The organism is Bradyrhizobium sp. SZCCHNRI1029, assembly GCF_032487555.1.
Lineage (GTDB): Bacteria > Pseudomonadota > Alphaproteobacteria > Rhizobiales > Xanthobacteraceae > Bradyrhizobium.
Map to the genome: position 1 here is coordinate 249,431 of NZ_JAUEUK010000006.1, position 14,791 is coordinate 264,221.

The window sequence follows — 14,791 nt, forward strand, 5'->3', positions numbered from 1 at the left end:
CGCTGCATAGAATATGAGGCGCCTGATCTCGCAGGAGTTCTCCTATGCGGACGCATGTCGCGGCGACCACCACGCTGGTGCTCGGAATCGGCAATATCCTGCTGAGCGATGACGGCATTGGCGTGCAGGTCGTTCGGGCCCTCGATGCACTGGAATGTGCGGGCGAGATACCGCATCGTGTTGCTCTGCGGGATGGCGGGACGCTCGGGCTGTCCCTGTTTTCGGAGATCGAAGATTTCGGCTCGCTCATCGCCGTCGACGCCGTGGAACTGGGCGCGAAGCCCGGCACCGTAAGGATCTTTCAAGGTCCGGAGATGGACCGGCAGCTGACGGGAAAGAAGCGGACGGCTCATGAGGTCGCGCTTGCCGACCTGATGTCGGCGGCGCGGCTGACCGGCTGCGAGCCGGCGCGTCGGGCGCTCATCGCAGTTCAACCTGAATCCACGCAATGGGGCCTGTCGCTGACGCCCGCGGTTGGCGCGGCCATTCCCACCGCATGTCAGCAGATCAAAGCGCTCCTCAGCAGGTGGCACCATGACAGTTGAAGCGGATGCCGCAGCGGGGTTCCGCACCGGGATGATCGACAGCCTGCTCCGTGAGATCGCCCATCACCTCGATGTGCTTGCCAAAACCGGCGCTTGCGCGGCGATCGATCTGTGCAGCCTGCCTCTCACGGTTGCGGACCGCAGCGAATTGGAAGAGCGGTTGGGCCATGGTGACCTGGAGGCCGTTTTGACCGCAGCTGGCATCAGCGAAATCTGGGAAACGCGCTATGCCGGCGTGTGGTGGGTTCGCCATTTGGGCGCCGGGGACAAGCTCGCCGCCGAACGCATCGAAATCACGGCGTCGCCGGAGATCCTGACAAGCCATGCGGCCGACATCGCTGCGGCCAGCAACAAGCTGTCTGAAGATCTGATCGACCGCGTCTCTTCAGAGGATGCCGAAGATGCATGAAACCCAGACGATCGGCGAGCTCTTGACGCACCGGGGCGTCTCCCGCCGCGCCCTGCTGAAATATACCACCTATCTTGCCAGCCTGCTGGCGTTGCCCCCGATGGCCGCGAAGGGCATGGCGGAGGCGTTGGCGAATACGCGGCGCCAATCCGTGATCTGGCTCTCGTTTCAGGAATGCACGGGCTGTACGGAATCGCTGACACGTTCTTTCGGTCCGACCATCGAGGACATGATCTTCAATCTCATCTCGCTCGACTATCACGAAACGCTGATGGCGGTGTCGGGTGCTGCCGCGGAAGCGGCCCGCCTCGCTGCCATGAAGGAGAACAAGGGCAAATATGTCGTCGTGGTCGACGGCTCCGTTTCGACGAGAGATGGCGGGGTCTACTCCACCAACGCCGGCAAGACCAACCTCGAGGTGCTGAAGGAGACGGCGGCAGAGGCAGCCGCGGTGATCTCCGTCGGGACCTGCGCGGCCTTTGGCGGCATTCCGCACGCAAATCCCAACCCCACCGGCGCAGTTCCTGTCAGCGACATCATCACCGACAAACCGGTGATCAATGTCTCCGGTTGCCCGCCCATTCCGGAAGCCATCGCTGGCACGGTTGCGTATTTCGTGACTTTCAACAAGCTTCCCGAGCTCGACGACAAGGGCAGGCCGAAAGCGTTTTTCGGCGATACGATTCATGACCGCTGCTATCGCCGACCGTTCTACGACAAGGGGCAGTTCGCCAAGCAGTTCGACGATGAGGGAGCACGCAAGGGCTGGTGCCTCTATGAAGTCGGTTGCAAGGGGCCCGTGACTTACAATGCGTGCGCGACCGTGAAATGGAATGGTGGCGTCTCCTTCCCGATCCAGTCCGGGCACGGCTGTCTGGGGTGTTCCGAACCGAATTTCTGGGATCGCGGCAGCTTCTACCAGCCGCTTTCCTCAAACACGTTGAATGATCCGGAGATCATCGGCGGCGCCGCAGCTGCGGGCGCGGCGGTCGGGATTGCCAGCGCACGGCTGGCGCGCCGACGCAAACAACGAGCGGAGAGGGAGACCCAGCCATGAGCCTGCTGGATTTCGTGCGCGGGCCCGCGATCGAGATTGCAATCGCGATATTCGTGGGCGGCGTGGTGTGGCGGCTCGCGTCACTGTTGCTCCTGCCCTGGACCAACGACAGATCGGCGAAGCGAGCCGGTGCACCGCATGCCGTGGTTGGCGCGTTCCGGGGCTTCGTACGTCACCTATGGCCCGCGAACACCCATCTGCGCGCGTCGCTGTTCAGCACGGTGAACGGCTATGTCTTTCACGTCGGCCTTGCCATCGTCGTGTTCGGACTGGCGCAGCACATTCTATTCCTGCGCGGATTGTTCGGCTTTTCATGGCCGAATTTGCCCACCGGCGTGATTTCGGCCGCGTCGGTGCTCACGCTGGCGTCGCTGCTGGCTGCGCTGGCGCGGCGGATGACGAATCCGGTCTTAAGACTGCTTTCGACGCTTGACGACTACGTCAGCTGGCTGGTGACGTTCCTTCCGGTCGTGACAGGGCTGATCACGGTGAGCCACCTATGGGCGCCGTATGAAACGCTCTTGTCCGTGCACATCCTGACCGTGTGCCTGTTCCTGATCTGGTTCCCGTTCGGAAAGCTCATGCATGCCTTCCTCGTCTTCCTGACCAGAAGCGAGACCGGGATCTTCTACAGCCGCCGGGGAGTTGAGATATGAACCAGCGCATCGTGGTCGATCCCATCACGCGCATCGAAGGGCACCTGCGGATCGAGGCGGAAACAGATCCCCAGGGCGCCATCACCGGCGCGTACAGTTCCGGCACGATGGTGCGCGGCATCGAACTGATCCTCAAAGGACGCGATCCGCGCGAGGCCTGGGCTTTCGCGCAGCGCATATGCGGCGTGTGCACGCTGGTCCACGGCATCGCCAGCGTCCGTGCCGTGGAGAATGCGCTGGGATACGCCATTCCGCCGAACGCGCAACTCATCCGCAACCTGATGATTGCCGCACAATATGTGCACGACCATGTCATGCACTTCTATCATCTGCACGCGCTCGACTGGGTCGACGTGGTGTCGGCGTTGAAGGCCGATCCCGCGGCGACGTCGCAATTGGCGCAATCGATCTCGAGCTTTCCGAAGTCGAGCCCGGGCTATTTCGCAGACACGCAGAAGAGACTGAAAGCCTTCGTCGAAGGCGGCCAGCTCGGCATCTTTGCAGGTGGATTCTGGGGACATCCCGGATTCAAGCTGCCGGCCGAAGCAAACCTGATGGCGGTCGCGCACTATTTGGAAGCGCTCGCCTGGCAGCGCGAGGTGGTGCAGCTCCACACCGTCTTCGGCGGCAAGAATCCGCATCCGAATTTCCTGGTCGGCGGCGCCCCGTCGGCGATCAGCCTGAACACCGGCGGCACCGCCATCGGCATCGACGGTCTGCAGACGGTGAAGACCGTGATCGGCCGAATGAAGGATTTTGTCGAGCAGGTCTATCTGCCGGACACGCTGGCCATCGCGTCCTTCTACAAGGACTGGTTCGCGCGCGGCGAAGGCGTGGGCAACTTCCTGACCTACGGTGACTTCCCCGAAAAGGGCATGGACGACCCGGCCAGTTGGCTGATCCCGGCGGGCGCCATCCTCAATCGCGACCTGACCACGATCCATCCCGTCGACATGAACAATTCGGAGGAAATCCAGGAGTTCGTCTCCCATTCCTGGTACGGCTATGCAACCGGCAAGGACAAAGGCCTGCATCCTTACGAGGGCGAGACCAATCTGCATTACACCGGTCCCAAGCCTCCCTTCGAGCAGCTCGATGTCGGTGCGAGCTATTCCTGGCTGAAGGCGCCTCGCTGGAAGGGCCATGTCATGGAGGTCGGCCCGCTCGCGCGCGTGCTGATGCTCCATGCCAAAGGTCACGAGCCGACGCGCGAACTGGCCGGTTACGCGCTGGGCAAGCTCGAACTGCCCCTGACGGCGATGTTCTCGACCATGGGACGCACTGCGGCGCGCGCCCTGGAAAGCAAGATCGTCGTCGACCAGATGTCGACTTGGTACGACCGTCTTCTTTCCAACATCCGCGCGGGTGATCTGAACGTTCACAATTCGAACAAGTGGGATCCCTCAACTTGGCCCACCGAAGCCAAGGGTGTCGGCTTCATGGAAGCGCCGCGTGGGGCGCTGGCGCATTGGGTGGTGATCAAGAACAAGCGCATCGATAATTATCAGGCCGTGGTGCCCTCGACCTGGAACGCGGGACCGCGTGATTCCAAGGGCCAGCCCGGACCTTACGAAGCGGCATTGATGGATCGCCACACACTCCACGATCCTCGGCAGCCGCTCGAGATCCAGCGCACGATACACAGCTTCGATCCGTGCATTGCGTGCGCGGTGCATGTGATCGATCCGGAAGGCGAAGAGCTGATACAATTGCGGGTGAGGTAAGGCGATGGGCGGCGAAATCGACGTCGAAGCAGCCAGCAGGACGTTCCTGGCGCGAACCGAGGGACATCTGGTCAGCTATCTCGAGGCTTGCGTCCATTGCGGGAACTGTGCCGAAGCCTGCCACTTCTATCAGGCCTCCGGAGATCCGCGGCACACGCCCGCCTACAAGCTGTTTCCGATTGCCAAGGCGTATCGCCGGCAGAAATTCCCGCTCTCGCTCTTCGCCCCCCGCGTCACGGAAGAGGACCTCAGGGAATGGGAGGAACTGCTGTTCGATACCTGCACCATGTGCGGTCGCTGCACCACGATCTGTCCGATGGGGATCGACATCGCTTCCATCGTGGGCGGCGCGCGGCAGGCCTTCGTCAAGGCGGGACTTGGACCGAAGGACCTTCTGCAGGCCGCCGACAATTCGCGCGATCATGGAAGCCCGCTGGGCGTGACGGCCGAAAAGCTGCGCGATCGTATCGAATGGCTCGAAGATGAGCACGACGTGCCCATCGCGCTCGACAAGGACACGGCCGACATTCTGCTGACGCTCTCGTCCGTCGAGACGATGAAATACCCCGATTCCGTGGTGGCCATGGCCAAGCTGCTCAACCACGCGGGCGTCGACTGGACGCTGAGCACGAAGGGCTATGAAGCCACGAATTTTGGCTATCTGGCCGGCAAGGCGGACGTCGCCAGGATCATGGTTCAGCGGATCACCGAGGCCGCCGAGGCGGTGGGAGCCAAGACGGTGGTGATTCCGGAGTGCGGCCACGCGTTCGGTGCGCTGCGCTGGTCGGGCGCCAATATGCTCGGCCGCCCCCTGCCCTTCGCAGTCGTGCACATTTCGGAATTCATGGCGCAACTCAAGCGGGACGGCAGACTGAGGCTGAAGCCGATCGAGGAGTCGATCACCTATCACGATCCCTGTCAGATCTCCCGTCGTGGCGGCGCGACCGAAGATGCGCGATTCCTCCTGCAGGATTTCGCGAAGGACTTCCGCGAGATGACCCCGACCGGAAATCTCAACTGGTGCTGCGGTGGCGGGGGCGGCGTGCAGGCGATCGCGCGCGCTGCCGATCTTCGCCACAAGGTATTCAAGATCAAAATGGATCAGGTGGAGAAGACCGGTGCAAAGACCATGGTCTCGGCATGCTCGAACTGCCGGCTGACCATGGACGAGAGCAAGGCCCACTGGAAATGGGAAGGCGGGCTCGCGAGCCTGGTGGAGATCATTGCGGACCACCTGATCGAGGATGCCCCAGCGAAGACGCAAGGGTGACGGTTCACAGTCGTACGCCTTGCAGCGTGGGCAAACGGCGGCGAAACGCCGGCGGCGGAGCGTGCAGACTGCACCGGTCGCCTCCGTTGGTTGCGGATCCGCTCTCGGTCAAACCGAAAGGCACTCCAACCTGTCAGAGATTGCGTAGCGTCAGGACGTTCGCCTGATCAGGAACTCGAACTGCTTGCCTTCCGACTTGGATTCCAAGAGATCATTTCCGGTCGTGCGACAAAACGCCTCGAAGTCCTTCACGGCGCCGGGATCGGTGGCGAGCACTTGAAGCGTGCCACCGATCGGCACGTCCTTGAGTGCCTTCTTCGCGCGCAAGATCGGCAGCGGGCAGTTCAGTCCCTTGGCATCGAGAACCTGGTCAGCCATCCTGTCTCTCCGTAATTTCTGGTGCTGGCTTCGTGATACATTCAAATGAACAGGTTGATGTCGCTCTTGGTCGCCGTCTCGATGTAGGTCGCAGCGCCGCCGAGCACCGGCCCCTCGATCATGTCGTCCTTGGTGTACTCGAATAGATCCATGGTCATCTGGCAGGCGATCATCTTGACTTCGGCTTCGATGGCCATCGTGCGCAACTCCTCTATCGATGCGACCCCCTTTTTCTTGATCAGGTTCTTCATCATTGTCGTCGCCGCCGCGTCGACGCCGGGGATGGCCGATACGAGATTCGGCATGCCGATGTGCATTCCAAACATCGGCATCTCCATGGCCGGATTGCCGAGCGTCGAAATCTTCAGGTCGAGATTCTTCTTGAGCAGCGTCAAGCCGTAGAAGGTGAAGAACATGGTCACTTCGAGGCCCATGGCCGCCGCTGTCGTGGCCAGGATAAAGGGCGGATAGGCCCAATCCAGCGTGCCCTTGGTGACAATCATCGACATGCGCTTGGTATTGTTATCATCGGCCATTGCATCTCTCCGTTCGATCTCTCGCAGGCGCAACCGCGCGCATCATTGGATTCCTGCTTTCCAACGCACGACTATCAGCACGAGGACCGCGAGGAACAACGTCTCGGCGACGATCAGCGCGATCGCCCGGCCGCCGACATCGGCCATCGCCTTGAGCGACGTCTTCATCCCGAGCGCTGCGATCGCCGTCACCAGGCACCACCTTGAAATGTCCTTGATGAGGGCAAGCAGGAATGCGGGAATGACGCCGGCGCTGTTGAGCATCACCAGAACGGCGAACACCACCAGGAACCCCGGCAATTGTCGCCCGGCCTTACCGACGTGATGGGCGCGGAACACGTAGGACAGCATCACCACGACAGGCAGCAGCATGGCAACCCGGAGCAGCTTGGTGAAGGTCGCGACGTTTCCGGTCTCCTCCGACACGCTGAAGCCGGCGCCAACCACTTGCGCAACGTCGTGAATGGTGCCGCCAAGAAACATGCCGACTGCAGCGTGATCGAGATGGAATCCTGCGATCACCAGCGGATAGACGATCATCGCGATCGTGCTGAGCGCGGTCACGCCGATCACGGTAAAGACCGTGTCGCGTTCGTGCTGCTCCCCCTTGGGCAACACCGACGAGATCGCGAGCGCCGCCGACGCTCCGCAAATCGCCACAGCCCCGGAGGTGAGGATTCCGAACCGCCGGCTCAAACCCATGGCACGGGAGGCCAGCGCGCCGAACAGGATGGTCAGGATCACCGCGCCGACGACCGTGATCACGGGCGTCGGACCGAGCTTCATGATCTCGGCAATCGTGATCTGCGCCCCGAGCAGGCCGACGGCGACGCGCAGGATGTGCTTCGAGGCGAGTTCGATGCCGGCAACACAGCGCCCCTCCTGCGACAGGAAATAGAAGGCCATCCCAAGCAGCAAGGCGAACAGCATGACCGGCCCGCCATAGTGCTCGGACAGGAAGGTTGCAGCGATCGCGATGATCAGACTGGCCAGGACACCCGGGAAATAGGTCGGCAGCGACATGAAGGCCGCGAGGCCGCGACTTATCATCGATGTCCTGATTGCGACGGTCTCAGTCACGGCCTATCCACTTCCTTACGCGCAGCCAGCGAAATTCTCGGCAGCCATCTTCGCTTCGTAAGGGGCGGCGGCCGCCGTGCCCGGCACGAGGCCGGCCTTGGCAGCAGCCCAGTCCTTCGGGCGCACCTTGACCATCCATCCCTCGCCATATGGGTCCGTATTGGCGAGCTTGGGCGCTGCGCTCATTGCATCGTTGACCTCGACGATTTCCGCATTGAAGGCGACCTTTGCCGGGCCGACCCACTTGCCGGATTCGATCGTGGCGCAGGACTTGCCCGCATCGACCAACCGGCCGGCCTTCTTTGGTGTGAAGGCGACAAGCTGACCGGCCATGGCCGCTGCCACGGCGGTCATCCCGAGCGTCACGGTGCCGTCGGCGTTCTCGCGATACCAGATGTTGTTTTCGACGTCGTAGAGGAGGTCGTCGGGAAGGTTGCAGCCGCGGACGATGGGCATCGTCTTCTCCTTGTCTCAAACAGTTTCGTTGGTCTGCATCGATGCATCGAGTTGACGTAGCGGCCGGGACGCGCAGCAGAAGTCGCCGAGCCCGGCCACCTCCAGCTTGCCTCCGATGAACAGCATAAGGTGCCGCGCGACCATGGTGCCCAGCCGCAGCCGCCGGGCGACCTCCGCGTGGCCTGGCTCGAGGCGCACCAGATTATAATGATAGACGAGCTCGCGGCATGTTTCGCGGCATGCGTTGAAGCTTGCATCGCCGCGCGCACCCTGCCGATGCAGCGCCAACAGGCGAAACGTCTCGACCTTGCGATCGGTCGCGATCTCGCCGTGCGCAGCGAGCCATGTTTCGAGAATCGTTTCGCCGAGCTGCAGCAACTCCTCGGCAAGCGGCGCGGCGGCCGCCGAGAGTGCGGCATCGGACGCGGCCAACATGCCGTCGAGCCGCATCGCGACGTTGTCGAGGCTCGTGATACCGATATCCGCCATCAGCCGAGCCCCCGCGCACGCAACAGACCGGTCGAATCCGAGAAGTTCTCCTGCACGCCGACCCTGCGCGCCGACAGCCCGAGCGCCATGCCGAGGAGCTGGGTGAAGTACAGGATCTTGACGCTCGTCTTGCGGCCGAAGACCTTTTCGGCGCGCACCTGATGCATTTCGAGCCCGGTGTGGCAGGTCGGGCATTCGGTGGCGATCACGTCCGCGCCGCAGGCCTCGGCCGTCGTGAGCAGGTTGAGAACGAGCTTGGTCGAGGTGTCACTGTCGGACAGCGTGTGAGCGCCGCCACAGCATGCCGTCTTGAGGGGGTACTCGACATTTTCGGCCCCCGCCGCGGCCAGCAGGTCGTCCATGAAATGGGGCTTGGAGGTCGATTCCGAGCCGGGCCCCTTGTCCTTTTCCGGAAAGATGTGACGCGGCCGCGTGTACATGCAGCCGTAGTAGTTGGCGACCTTCAGGCCCTTGAGCGAGTTCTTCACGCGTGCCTTGAGGCCTTGTTCGCCGACCGATTCCTTGATCCAGTCGAGCGCGTGAATGGTCGTGACCTTGCCCGCTTCGTAGGTTGCGTGGCCGGCCTTGCGCGACAGTCGGTCCGTCACCTCGCGCGACGCGGGATCCTTGGCGAGGTCGTATTCGGCCTTCTTGAGATTGTGATAGCAGCCATTGCACGGCGCCATCACGGTATCGAACCCCATCGCATCGGCGATCGAGAGGTTGCGGGCCGACAGATAGGTCTGCAGCTTGGGATCGATGTTCTTGACCTCCATGGCCCCGCAGCAGTTCCAGTTCTTGAGCTCGACCAGGTCGAGGCCGAGTGCCTTGCCGACCTCCTTGGTCGAGCGGTTGTAGGCGTGCCCGGTGCCTTCGAGCGCGCAGCCCGGATAGTAGGCGACCTGCTTGTGTTTGTCGCTCATCACTCAGCTCCCTGAACGTCCAGCCGAAGCGCCTTGCGGGCAGCTGCTTCGCACTCACGGACATACTCGTCGATCGCGAGGCTGGCGCCCCGCCATCCGCGCGTGCGGGGACGGATCACGCTGGCAAGTCCCAACTTCACCAGGAGGCCGACCGGCAATCGGCTGGCGAGACTGCGTATCAGTTCGACAAGCCAGCCCTGCGACAGGGACTGCCCGGTCCGCGCGAAGAACCGGCGCAACACGCGGCCTTCCTCGATCTTGCCGGTGGCGAAGACCTGCTCGGAGAAGACCTCATCGAACGCGGTGGACGGCTTCTTCTCCGTATAGCCCTTCAGCTCCAGCCAATGTGCCGTGGCCTTCATCACGCCTTCGGGACTGACGTCGCGCGGACAGGCATAGGTGCACTTGTTGCAGGAGACGCACTGCCAGATGATGTCCTTGTCACGCAGCAGCTCGCTTTCGAAGCCCATGCGGATCAGGTAGATCCAATAGCGCGGGTTGAAGTCGGGATTCACGGCGTTGATCGTGCAGGCGTTGGTGCATGAGCCGCATTGCCAGCAGCGGTGGATGAACTCGCCCCCCGGGAGCGCCGCGATCTCCTCCTGCATCTGCTCGTTGTAGTCGGTGATGGCGCGCGAGGTGATGAACGTGCTCCAGTGCCCGGAGACATCGACGCCATCGATTTCCAGGTGCTCATGCGTGACGAGATTCTCGGGCCGGATCAGCGATTTTTCGTGAATCGGCATGGATGTTCCCTCATTCGCTCAGCAGGCGAGGCTGCCCGAGCACATAGGCCCTGCCATCGATCAGCTTCAGGCGGGTGCGCCCCGACTCGGTATCGACCGCATCGAGTCCCAGGAGACGCCGAGTATGCGCCATCGCGTCTGCTTTGAAGCCGCCGCAGAAGTCCGCGTGCAGGAACTGGCCGCCCTTGTCGTTGATATAGTTTGCATAGGTGTGGGCGCAGAGCAGATCGACGTAGAAGGCCAGATCGCGGAAGACACCGTTCGCCTGCAGGAATCCTTCGAGCTCCTCGCGTAGCATCGTGAAAGTGGCGAGGCCGTCGCCGACGGCGATCGTACCGGCCTCGGCATCCTCGTCGTACCATATCTCGCGCAACACGCCGGTATTGACCCTGGCGTCCCACATCCAGCGCGTCATCAGCGGATAGCGGTCGGGCGCGGTGAAATGAAGGAGCTCGGCGGCAAGATCGCGCGACCAGCGGTGCTTGCGATCGGCTGGAAAGCTCGTGACGAACGCGGCGACGCGCTGGTCGGTGGTGCCGAGATCGGACCATCCGCACAGCAGGACCTCGAGCCTGCTGCGCATCGCCGCGAATCCGTTGCGGCCGAGCCACGCACCCACACGCCGGCGCACCGGCGTGATGAACGTGGCGAGGTCGCAGAATTCGGCCTCCGTCAGCTCGCTGACCCGCCCCTTGCCCAGCACCTCCTCGAACAGCGAGGCCTTGAGCGCGAGCGCTCCGACATAACGCTCGACGCCACCGGCGTCGTCGGCGGATTCCACGAGGTTCTCGAACGCCCGCCGCAGCCTGGGGCCGGACAGATCAAGCACCGGCCGCGTCGGCTCGGCCACCGCCTTGCCTCTATGGCTGGTGATCGGCCACATCACTCGGCCGCTTCCATCATGGCGCCGCGGACCAGGGTCAGCGCGGCCATCGCTGCCGACTGGCCCTGTGCGATGGAATCGTCGATGGTCTCGGGCCCGGTCGCCGCGCCGGCGACGAAGACGCCGGGCCGCGAGGTCGCCGATGTGTTGGAATAGACCGATGCCTTCTGGATATGGCCGTGCTTCTGCAGTTTGACGTCGAACACCGCCGACAACGTCATGTTGTCAACATTGGGATCCATGCCGATGGCGTGCACCACCATGTCGAACGGAATCGAGATCGGCCGCTTCACCAGCGTGTCCTCGCCCTTCACGATCAGCCGCCTGCCGTCCGATGTCACTTCGGCGATCCGCGCCTTGATGTATTTGACCCGATGCTTCTCCTGGCTTTCCCAGTAGTAGAGATCTTCGTAGAGGCCGAAGGTGCGGATATCCATGTAGTAGATATACACGTTGCACCGTGGCACCGCCTCGCGGATCTCCATGGCAATGTTGGCGGAGACCGTGCAGCAGATCTTCGAGCACCACTCGCGACCGATCTGGCGGTCGCGCGAGCCGACGCATAGCAGGATCGCGACCCGCTCCGGCTCGCGTCCGTCGGACGGACGGCGCACGCCCCTGCCGGAGGAGAGCATCTGCTCGACCTGGGTCGTCGTGACCACATCAGGGTAGGTACCGAAACCCCATTCCGGCTTGTTGACGGAATCGAAATGCGTGAAGCCGGTGCACAGGATCGCCGCCCCCGCCTCCAGCACCGTGCCATCCGACAGCGTCACGCGAAAGTCGCCTGGGCTGCCCGAGAAGGCCTTCACCGTGACGCGCCTTCGGATCTCGATACGGCTGTCGGTTTCGACCCGGCGCACCATGCCACCGATGGCGTCCTTGGCCCATTCGCCGGACGGCACCAGCTTGGCATAGCCCGACTGGATCGGCGCGCCGCCGAGCTGCTCCGCCTTCTCGACGAGAACGACGCGCTGGCCGGCCGCGGCCAGCGCATGTGCGGCGGAAAGCCCCGACGGCCCACCGCCAACGATGAGAACGGGACAGGTCATGATGCGGCTCCTGACAAGGTCGCCGTCGGCTTGACATAGCCTGGGCCCGACGTAATCGCGCGTTTGGGGTCGTAGAGCGTCTCGATGCGGCCGGCCTTCACTTCATCGAGGTAGGCCTCGAATTCGGCTTTGGCTTTCTGCCAGTCGATGCCGAGCTTCTCGAGCATCCCCTCGAACGGCGAGGCGTGCCAATGAAGCTGCGCGAGCTTGTATGGATGCGCACCGAGGGCGAGCGCCGCGAACTGGCAATCGGCCATGACTGGCAGCGCGTAGACCTTGTCGACGGCTTTGCCGATCCACTGGTTCTTGTCGAGCGTGGTGATGCAACCCGTATCGTGGCCGATCATGACGTCCGCCCGCGCCTCCTCGACCGCGACCCTGATCTTGCGGTCGATGGCGAAGGAGCGGGTGAACTCACGCTCGCCAATGATATGACGAAAACCGAAGCCGCAGCAGTCGTACCAAGTGGAGTAGTCGATCACCTGTGCACCCAGCGCCTGCATCAGGCCGGTCGATACCGCGACGCGATTGCCATCCATGACGGTGTCGTCATAGATCACGTCTTCCGGAACCATCTTGTAGACGTGACAAGCCGGATGAACGGTGGCGCGAAGGCTGCTCACGTCTATGACCTGCCGCTCCCGGATGCGGTGACGCATGACGTGCAGCCATTCGGAATAGTGCACGATCTCCTCGGGGATCAGCAGCTTGCCGTCGACCAGGCGGCCCAGCTTGCCGAGAATCTTCTTCACCTGCTCGCGCAGTTCAGCCGAATGCATCAAGAAGATGCGCATCTCCTTGTAATTGCCGAACGACGTGCCACAGTGGACCAGCGGGAAGTAGGTTCCGACCGGCAGCCCCTGCGCCTTGGCCGACATGTATGCCTGGTGGAAGTTGCGCAGGAAGACGGCGGCCAGACTGACGACATTGCCGACCCCGGAGCCGTGATAATTCCAGGCGGTGCAAGAGGTTTGATCGGTCTCGTCGAGATAGCGCACGCCGAGCTGGTTCATCAGCCACATCACGCTCGACGGATAGCCGGGGATATTGCCGCACTGTCCGCAGGACTTGTGCTGCCAGAGGTTGGTGGTGGGAATGCGCTTGTCCCAGCCGTACAGCGTGCGCGCCACCACCGGCTCGTGGCGCTCGTCGATCCGATGGACGACGATTTCGCCGTCCTTCTCCAACTCCCACATCGCGTCGCGGATGTCGTGGACACGCTCCTTGTTGGTCAGCATCGAGCGACGGTCGATCCGGGTTTCCACCCAGGCCGTCGCTGTCTGCGCCTCGCCCGGCGTCAGATTGGAAGGGCGCCACTCCGCGCCAAAGCCGGCGTAAGCCGACTGACTGTCACTGCGCTTTTCGTCCATCGTTTCCTCCGTCGTCCACCGCAGCGATTGATCTCGCCGTCTGTTGTGGTCATCTCAGCGGCCTATTCTTCCTGATGCTCTTCTAGCCACTCGTTGTACTCCTCGCGCTTCTCATCCATCACGTCACTGACGACATCGAACAAATTCTCGTCGATCGTCTCGAGCTGATCGAGCACGCCGGTCGCCTCCCAAATGGTGTAGAGTTCGACGGACGTCTTCAGGTTGACCTCCCAGGCCGTGTCCATGGTGTGCATGGTCGGGACCGGAATGGCCTTGCGCAGGATATTGAGCGGGGCGTCGACCTTGGCGACGTTCGGGCCCCAGTCGGGAAACGCATCGCGCGTGATCATGTTCGGCGCGAGCTGGTTTCCCGTGGAAATGACCTTCAGAAGCACCCGCGAGAACGGTCGCAGTACATCCTTCGCCGACTGCATGCCGTGCTTGATCGCGACCTCACGCATGATCATGACGAGCCCGCCCGGCGAATTTTCGAACGGACAGCGGGCCGCACAGGTGTAGCACTGCGCGCAGGACCAGATCTTCTCCTGCATCGCGTCGTAGATGCCTTCGAGATTTTCGGTCCACAGCAGCTGGACGATCTCGCGGGGTGAATAATCGTAGTAGTGCGCCGAGGGACAGGTCGCGGTGCAGATGCCGCAATTGAGACAGCCATGCAGCTCATGATCGTAGAGGACGTGCGAGCGAATGTCGTCGAACACCTCTTCCAGCTTCTCGTAGGGAACGACCGGCGCCTCGGAGACCGGGTCGCCGATAGAGGTCAGCTCCATTGAAGCTCCGCTCGTCATCTGGCGGCTCTCCTCAGTAGGTCAGCACCTTGGCATTATCGTTTTCCATCACCTCTTCGATGACCTTTGCACCCCCGACGATACCCTCGCATTCAGGGATCAGGTCCTGCTCGGTCATGTCGAACAGATCGAGGTTCGGAGAGCAGCAATAGAACTTCACTCCCGCTCCGTGCGCGTCCTTGATGAAGTCATAGACGGTTTTCGGAGACCCGGGCTTGACCACGAGCTTCTCTGCCACGCCCTTTTTCATGAGCTGCCCCGACGTCGCGGTACAGACGACCTCCACCTCGTAGTCCATCGCCGCGGCAACGGTGGCCTGGAAGAACGGCGCGCCCAGTTCCTCGCCGTTGCGAGGATCGGTATTGACCATGATGATGATGAGCTTTTTGGCCATTCTTACGATGTCCTCCC

At 62.5% G+C, this 14,791-nt stretch carries 18 protein-coding genes; 6 read left to right on the forward strand and 12 right to left on the reverse strand.

What is annotated here, in order from left to right:
* The first annotated feature begins 44 nt into the window (after positions 1-44).
* Genes QW861_RS18940 through QW861_RS18965 form a run of 6 tightly spaced genes read left to right on the forward strand, consistent with a single transcriptional unit; the run spans position 45 to position 5,661 of the window.
* Complete coding sequence (locus QW861_RS18940; protein WP_315752107.1) at positions 45-545, forward strand: HyaD/HybD family hydrogenase maturation endopeptidase; 501 nt, start codon at positions 45-47, stop codon at positions 543-545.
* Positions 535-954 (forward strand): hydrogenase expression/formation C-terminal domain-containing protein, encoded by a 420-nt coding sequence (locus QW861_RS18945; protein ID WP_315752108.1) that lies wholly within the window; start codon positions 535-537, stop codon positions 952-954. The genes QW861_RS18940 and QW861_RS18945 overlap by 11 nt, the downstream gene beginning before the upstream one ends.
* Positions 947-2,011 (forward strand): hydrogenase small subunit, encoded by a 1,065-nt coding sequence (locus QW861_RS18950; RefSeq protein WP_315752109.1) that lies wholly within the window; start codon positions 947-949, stop codon positions 2,009-2,011. Before QW861_RS18945 ends, QW861_RS18950 begins: the two co-directional genes overlap by 8 nt.
* Positions 2,008-2,667 (forward strand): hypothetical protein, encoded by a 660-nt coding sequence (locus tag QW861_RS18955; RefSeq protein ID WP_315752110.1) that lies wholly within the window; start codon positions 2,008-2,010, stop codon positions 2,665-2,667. Before QW861_RS18950 ends, QW861_RS18955 begins: the two co-directional genes overlap by 4 nt.
* Complete coding sequence (locus QW861_RS18960; protein ID WP_315752111.1) at positions 2,664-4,391, forward strand: nickel-dependent hydrogenase large subunit; 1,728 nt, start codon at positions 2,664-2,666, stop codon at positions 4,389-4,391. The genes QW861_RS18955 and QW861_RS18960 overlap by 4 nt, the downstream gene beginning before the upstream one ends.
* A 4-nt stretch (positions 4,392-4,395) precedes the next feature.
* Complete coding sequence (locus tag QW861_RS18965; RefSeq protein ID WP_315752112.1) at positions 4,396-5,661, forward strand: (Fe-S)-binding protein; 1,266 nt, start codon at positions 4,396-4,398, stop codon at positions 5,659-5,661.
* A gap of 150 nt (positions 5,662-5,811) precedes the next feature.
* Here QW861_RS18965 and QW861_RS18970 read toward each other — a convergent pair whose 3' ends face one another.
* The 12 genes from QW861_RS18970 to QW861_RS19025 all read right to left on the reverse strand — a co-directional run bounded on the left by QW861_RS18970 (position 5,812) and on the right by QW861_RS19025 (position 14,774).
* A complete protein-coding gene (locus QW861_RS18970; RefSeq protein WP_315715462.1) occupies positions 5,812-6,039 on the reverse strand; it encodes a sulfurtransferase TusA family protein in 228 nt (75 codons plus the stop codon).
* A 41-nt stretch (positions 6,040-6,080) separates the two neighbouring features.
* Positions 6,081-6,575 (reverse strand): sulfur carrier protein DsrE2, encoded by a 495-nt coding sequence (gene dsrE2 / locus QW861_RS18975; RefSeq protein WP_315715461.1) that lies wholly within the window; start codon positions 6,573-6,575, stop codon positions 6,081-6,083.
* Between the two features lie 42 nt (positions 6,576-6,617).
* Positions 6,618-7,655 (reverse strand): YeiH family protein, encoded by a 1,038-nt coding sequence (locus QW861_RS18980; RefSeq protein WP_315752114.1) that lies wholly within the window; start codon positions 7,653-7,655, stop codon positions 6,618-6,620.
* 15 nt (positions 7,656-7,670) lie between these two features.
* Positions 7,671-8,111 (reverse strand): glycine cleavage system protein H, encoded by a 441-nt coding sequence (locus QW861_RS18985; RefSeq protein ID WP_315752115.1) that lies wholly within the window; start codon positions 8,109-8,111, stop codon positions 7,671-7,673.
* A gap of 15 nt (positions 8,112-8,126) precedes the next feature.
* Positions 8,127-8,561 (reverse strand): hypothetical protein, encoded by a 435-nt coding sequence (locus tag QW861_RS18990; protein WP_315752116.1) that lies wholly within the window; start codon positions 8,559-8,561, stop codon positions 8,127-8,129.
* Positions 8,562-8,599: 38 nt separating this feature from the next.
* Positions 8,600-9,523 carry a CoB--CoM heterodisulfide reductase iron-sulfur subunit B family protein gene (locus QW861_RS18995; protein ID WP_315752117.1) on the reverse strand — a complete coding sequence of 308 codons (924 nt, stop codon included), beginning with the start codon at positions 9,521-9,523 and terminating at the stop codon, positions 8,600-8,602.
* Positions 9,523-10,269, reverse strand: coding sequence for a 4Fe-4S dicluster domain-containing protein (locus QW861_RS19000; RefSeq protein WP_315752118.1), 747 nt, complete (start codon positions 10,267-10,269; stop codon positions 9,523-9,525). The genes QW861_RS18995 and QW861_RS19000 overlap by 1 nt, the downstream gene beginning before the upstream one ends.
* Before the next feature lie 10 nt (positions 10,270-10,279).
* Positions 10,280-11,155: a hypothetical protein gene (locus QW861_RS19005; protein ID WP_316193394.1), complete on the reverse strand. Its 876-nt coding sequence runs from the start codon at positions 11,153-11,155 to the stop codon at positions 10,280-10,282.
* Positions 11,152-12,204 (reverse strand): FAD-dependent oxidoreductase, encoded by a 1,053-nt coding sequence (locus QW861_RS19010; protein ID WP_315752120.1) that lies wholly within the window; start codon positions 12,202-12,204, stop codon positions 11,152-11,154. The genes QW861_RS19005 and QW861_RS19010 overlap by 4 nt, the downstream gene beginning before the upstream one ends.
* On the reverse strand, positions 12,201-13,574 hold the full coding sequence (locus tag QW861_RS19015; RefSeq protein WP_315752121.1) for a heterodisulfide reductase-related iron-sulfur binding cluster: 1,374 nt from the start codon (positions 13,572-13,574) through the stop codon (positions 12,201-12,203). The genes QW861_RS19010 and QW861_RS19015 overlap by 4 nt, the downstream gene beginning before the upstream one ends.
* 62 nt (positions 13,575-13,636) lie before the next feature.
* Complete coding sequence (locus QW861_RS19020) at positions 13,637-14,362, reverse strand: 4Fe-4S dicluster domain-containing protein (RefSeq protein WP_315752122.1); 726 nt, start codon at positions 14,360-14,362, stop codon at positions 13,637-13,639.
* Between the two features lie 31 nt (positions 14,363-14,393).
* Positions 14,394-14,774, reverse strand: coding sequence for a DsrE/DsrF/DrsH-like family protein (locus tag QW861_RS19025; RefSeq protein ID WP_315752123.1), 381 nt, complete (start codon positions 14,772-14,774; stop codon positions 14,394-14,396).
* Positions 14,775-14,791 lie beyond the last annotated feature (17 nt).

Bases quoted from the DNA above. Each gene is read 5' to 3' on its own strand.
- QW861_RS18970 (WP_315715462.1), bottom strand. From the start codon at position 6,039: ATGGCTGACCAGGTTCTCGATGCCAAGGGACTGAACTGCCCGCTGCCG.
- QW861_RS18965 (WP_315752112.1), top strand. From the start codon at position 4,396: ATGGGCGGCGAAATCGACGTCGAAGCAGCCAGCAGGACGTTCCTGGCG.
- QW861_RS18955 (WP_315752110.1), top strand. From the start codon at position 2,008: ATGAGCCTGCTGGATTTCGTGCGCGGGCCCGCGATCGAGATTGCAATC.
- QW861_RS19025 (WP_315752123.1), bottom strand. From the start codon at position 14,774: ATGGCCAAAAAGCTCATCATCATCATGGTCAATACCGATCCTCGCAAC.
- QW861_RS18940 (WP_315752107.1), top strand. From the start codon at position 45: ATGCGGACGCATGTCGCGGCGACCACCACGCTGGTGCTCGGAATCGGC.
- QW861_RS18960 (WP_315752111.1), top strand. From the start codon at position 2,664: ATGAACCAGCGCATCGTGGTCGATCCCATCACGCGCATCGAAGGGCAC.
- QW861_RS19000 (WP_315752118.1), bottom strand. From the start codon at position 10,269: ATGCCGATTCACGAAAAATCGCTGATCCGGCCCGAGAATCTCGTCACG.
- QW861_RS18945 (WP_315752108.1), top strand. From the start codon at position 535: ATGACAGTTGAAGCGGATGCCGCAGCGGGGTTCCGCACCGGGATGATC.
- QW861_RS18990 (WP_315752116.1), bottom strand. From the start codon at position 8,561: ATGCGGCTCGACGGCATGTTGGCCGCGTCCGATGCCGCACTCTCGGCG.
- QW861_RS19020 (WP_315752122.1), bottom strand. From the start codon at position 14,362: ATGGAGCTGACCTCTATCGGCGACCCGGTCTCCGAGGCGCCGGTCGTT.
- QW861_RS18985 (WP_315752115.1), bottom strand. From the start codon at position 8,111: ATGCCCATCGTCCGCGGCTGCAACCTTCCCGACGACCTCCTCTACGAC.
- QW861_RS19010 (WP_315752120.1), bottom strand. From the start codon at position 12,204: ATGACCTGTCCCGTTCTCATCGTTGGCGGTGGGCCGTCGGGGCTTTCC.
- dsrE2 (WP_315715461.1), bottom strand. From the start codon at position 6,575: ATGGCCGATGATAACAATACCAAGCGCATGTCGATGATTGTCACCAAG.
- QW861_RS18995 (WP_315752117.1), bottom strand. From the start codon at position 9,523: ATGAGCGACAAACACAAGCAGGTCGCCTACTATCCGGGCTGCGCGCTC.
- QW861_RS18950 (WP_315752109.1), top strand. From the start codon at position 947: ATGCATGAAACCCAGACGATCGGCGAGCTCTTGACGCACCGGGGCGTC.
- QW861_RS19015 (WP_315752121.1), bottom strand. From the start codon at position 13,574: ATGGACGAAAAGCGCAGTGACAGTCAGTCGGCTTACGCCGGCTTTGGC.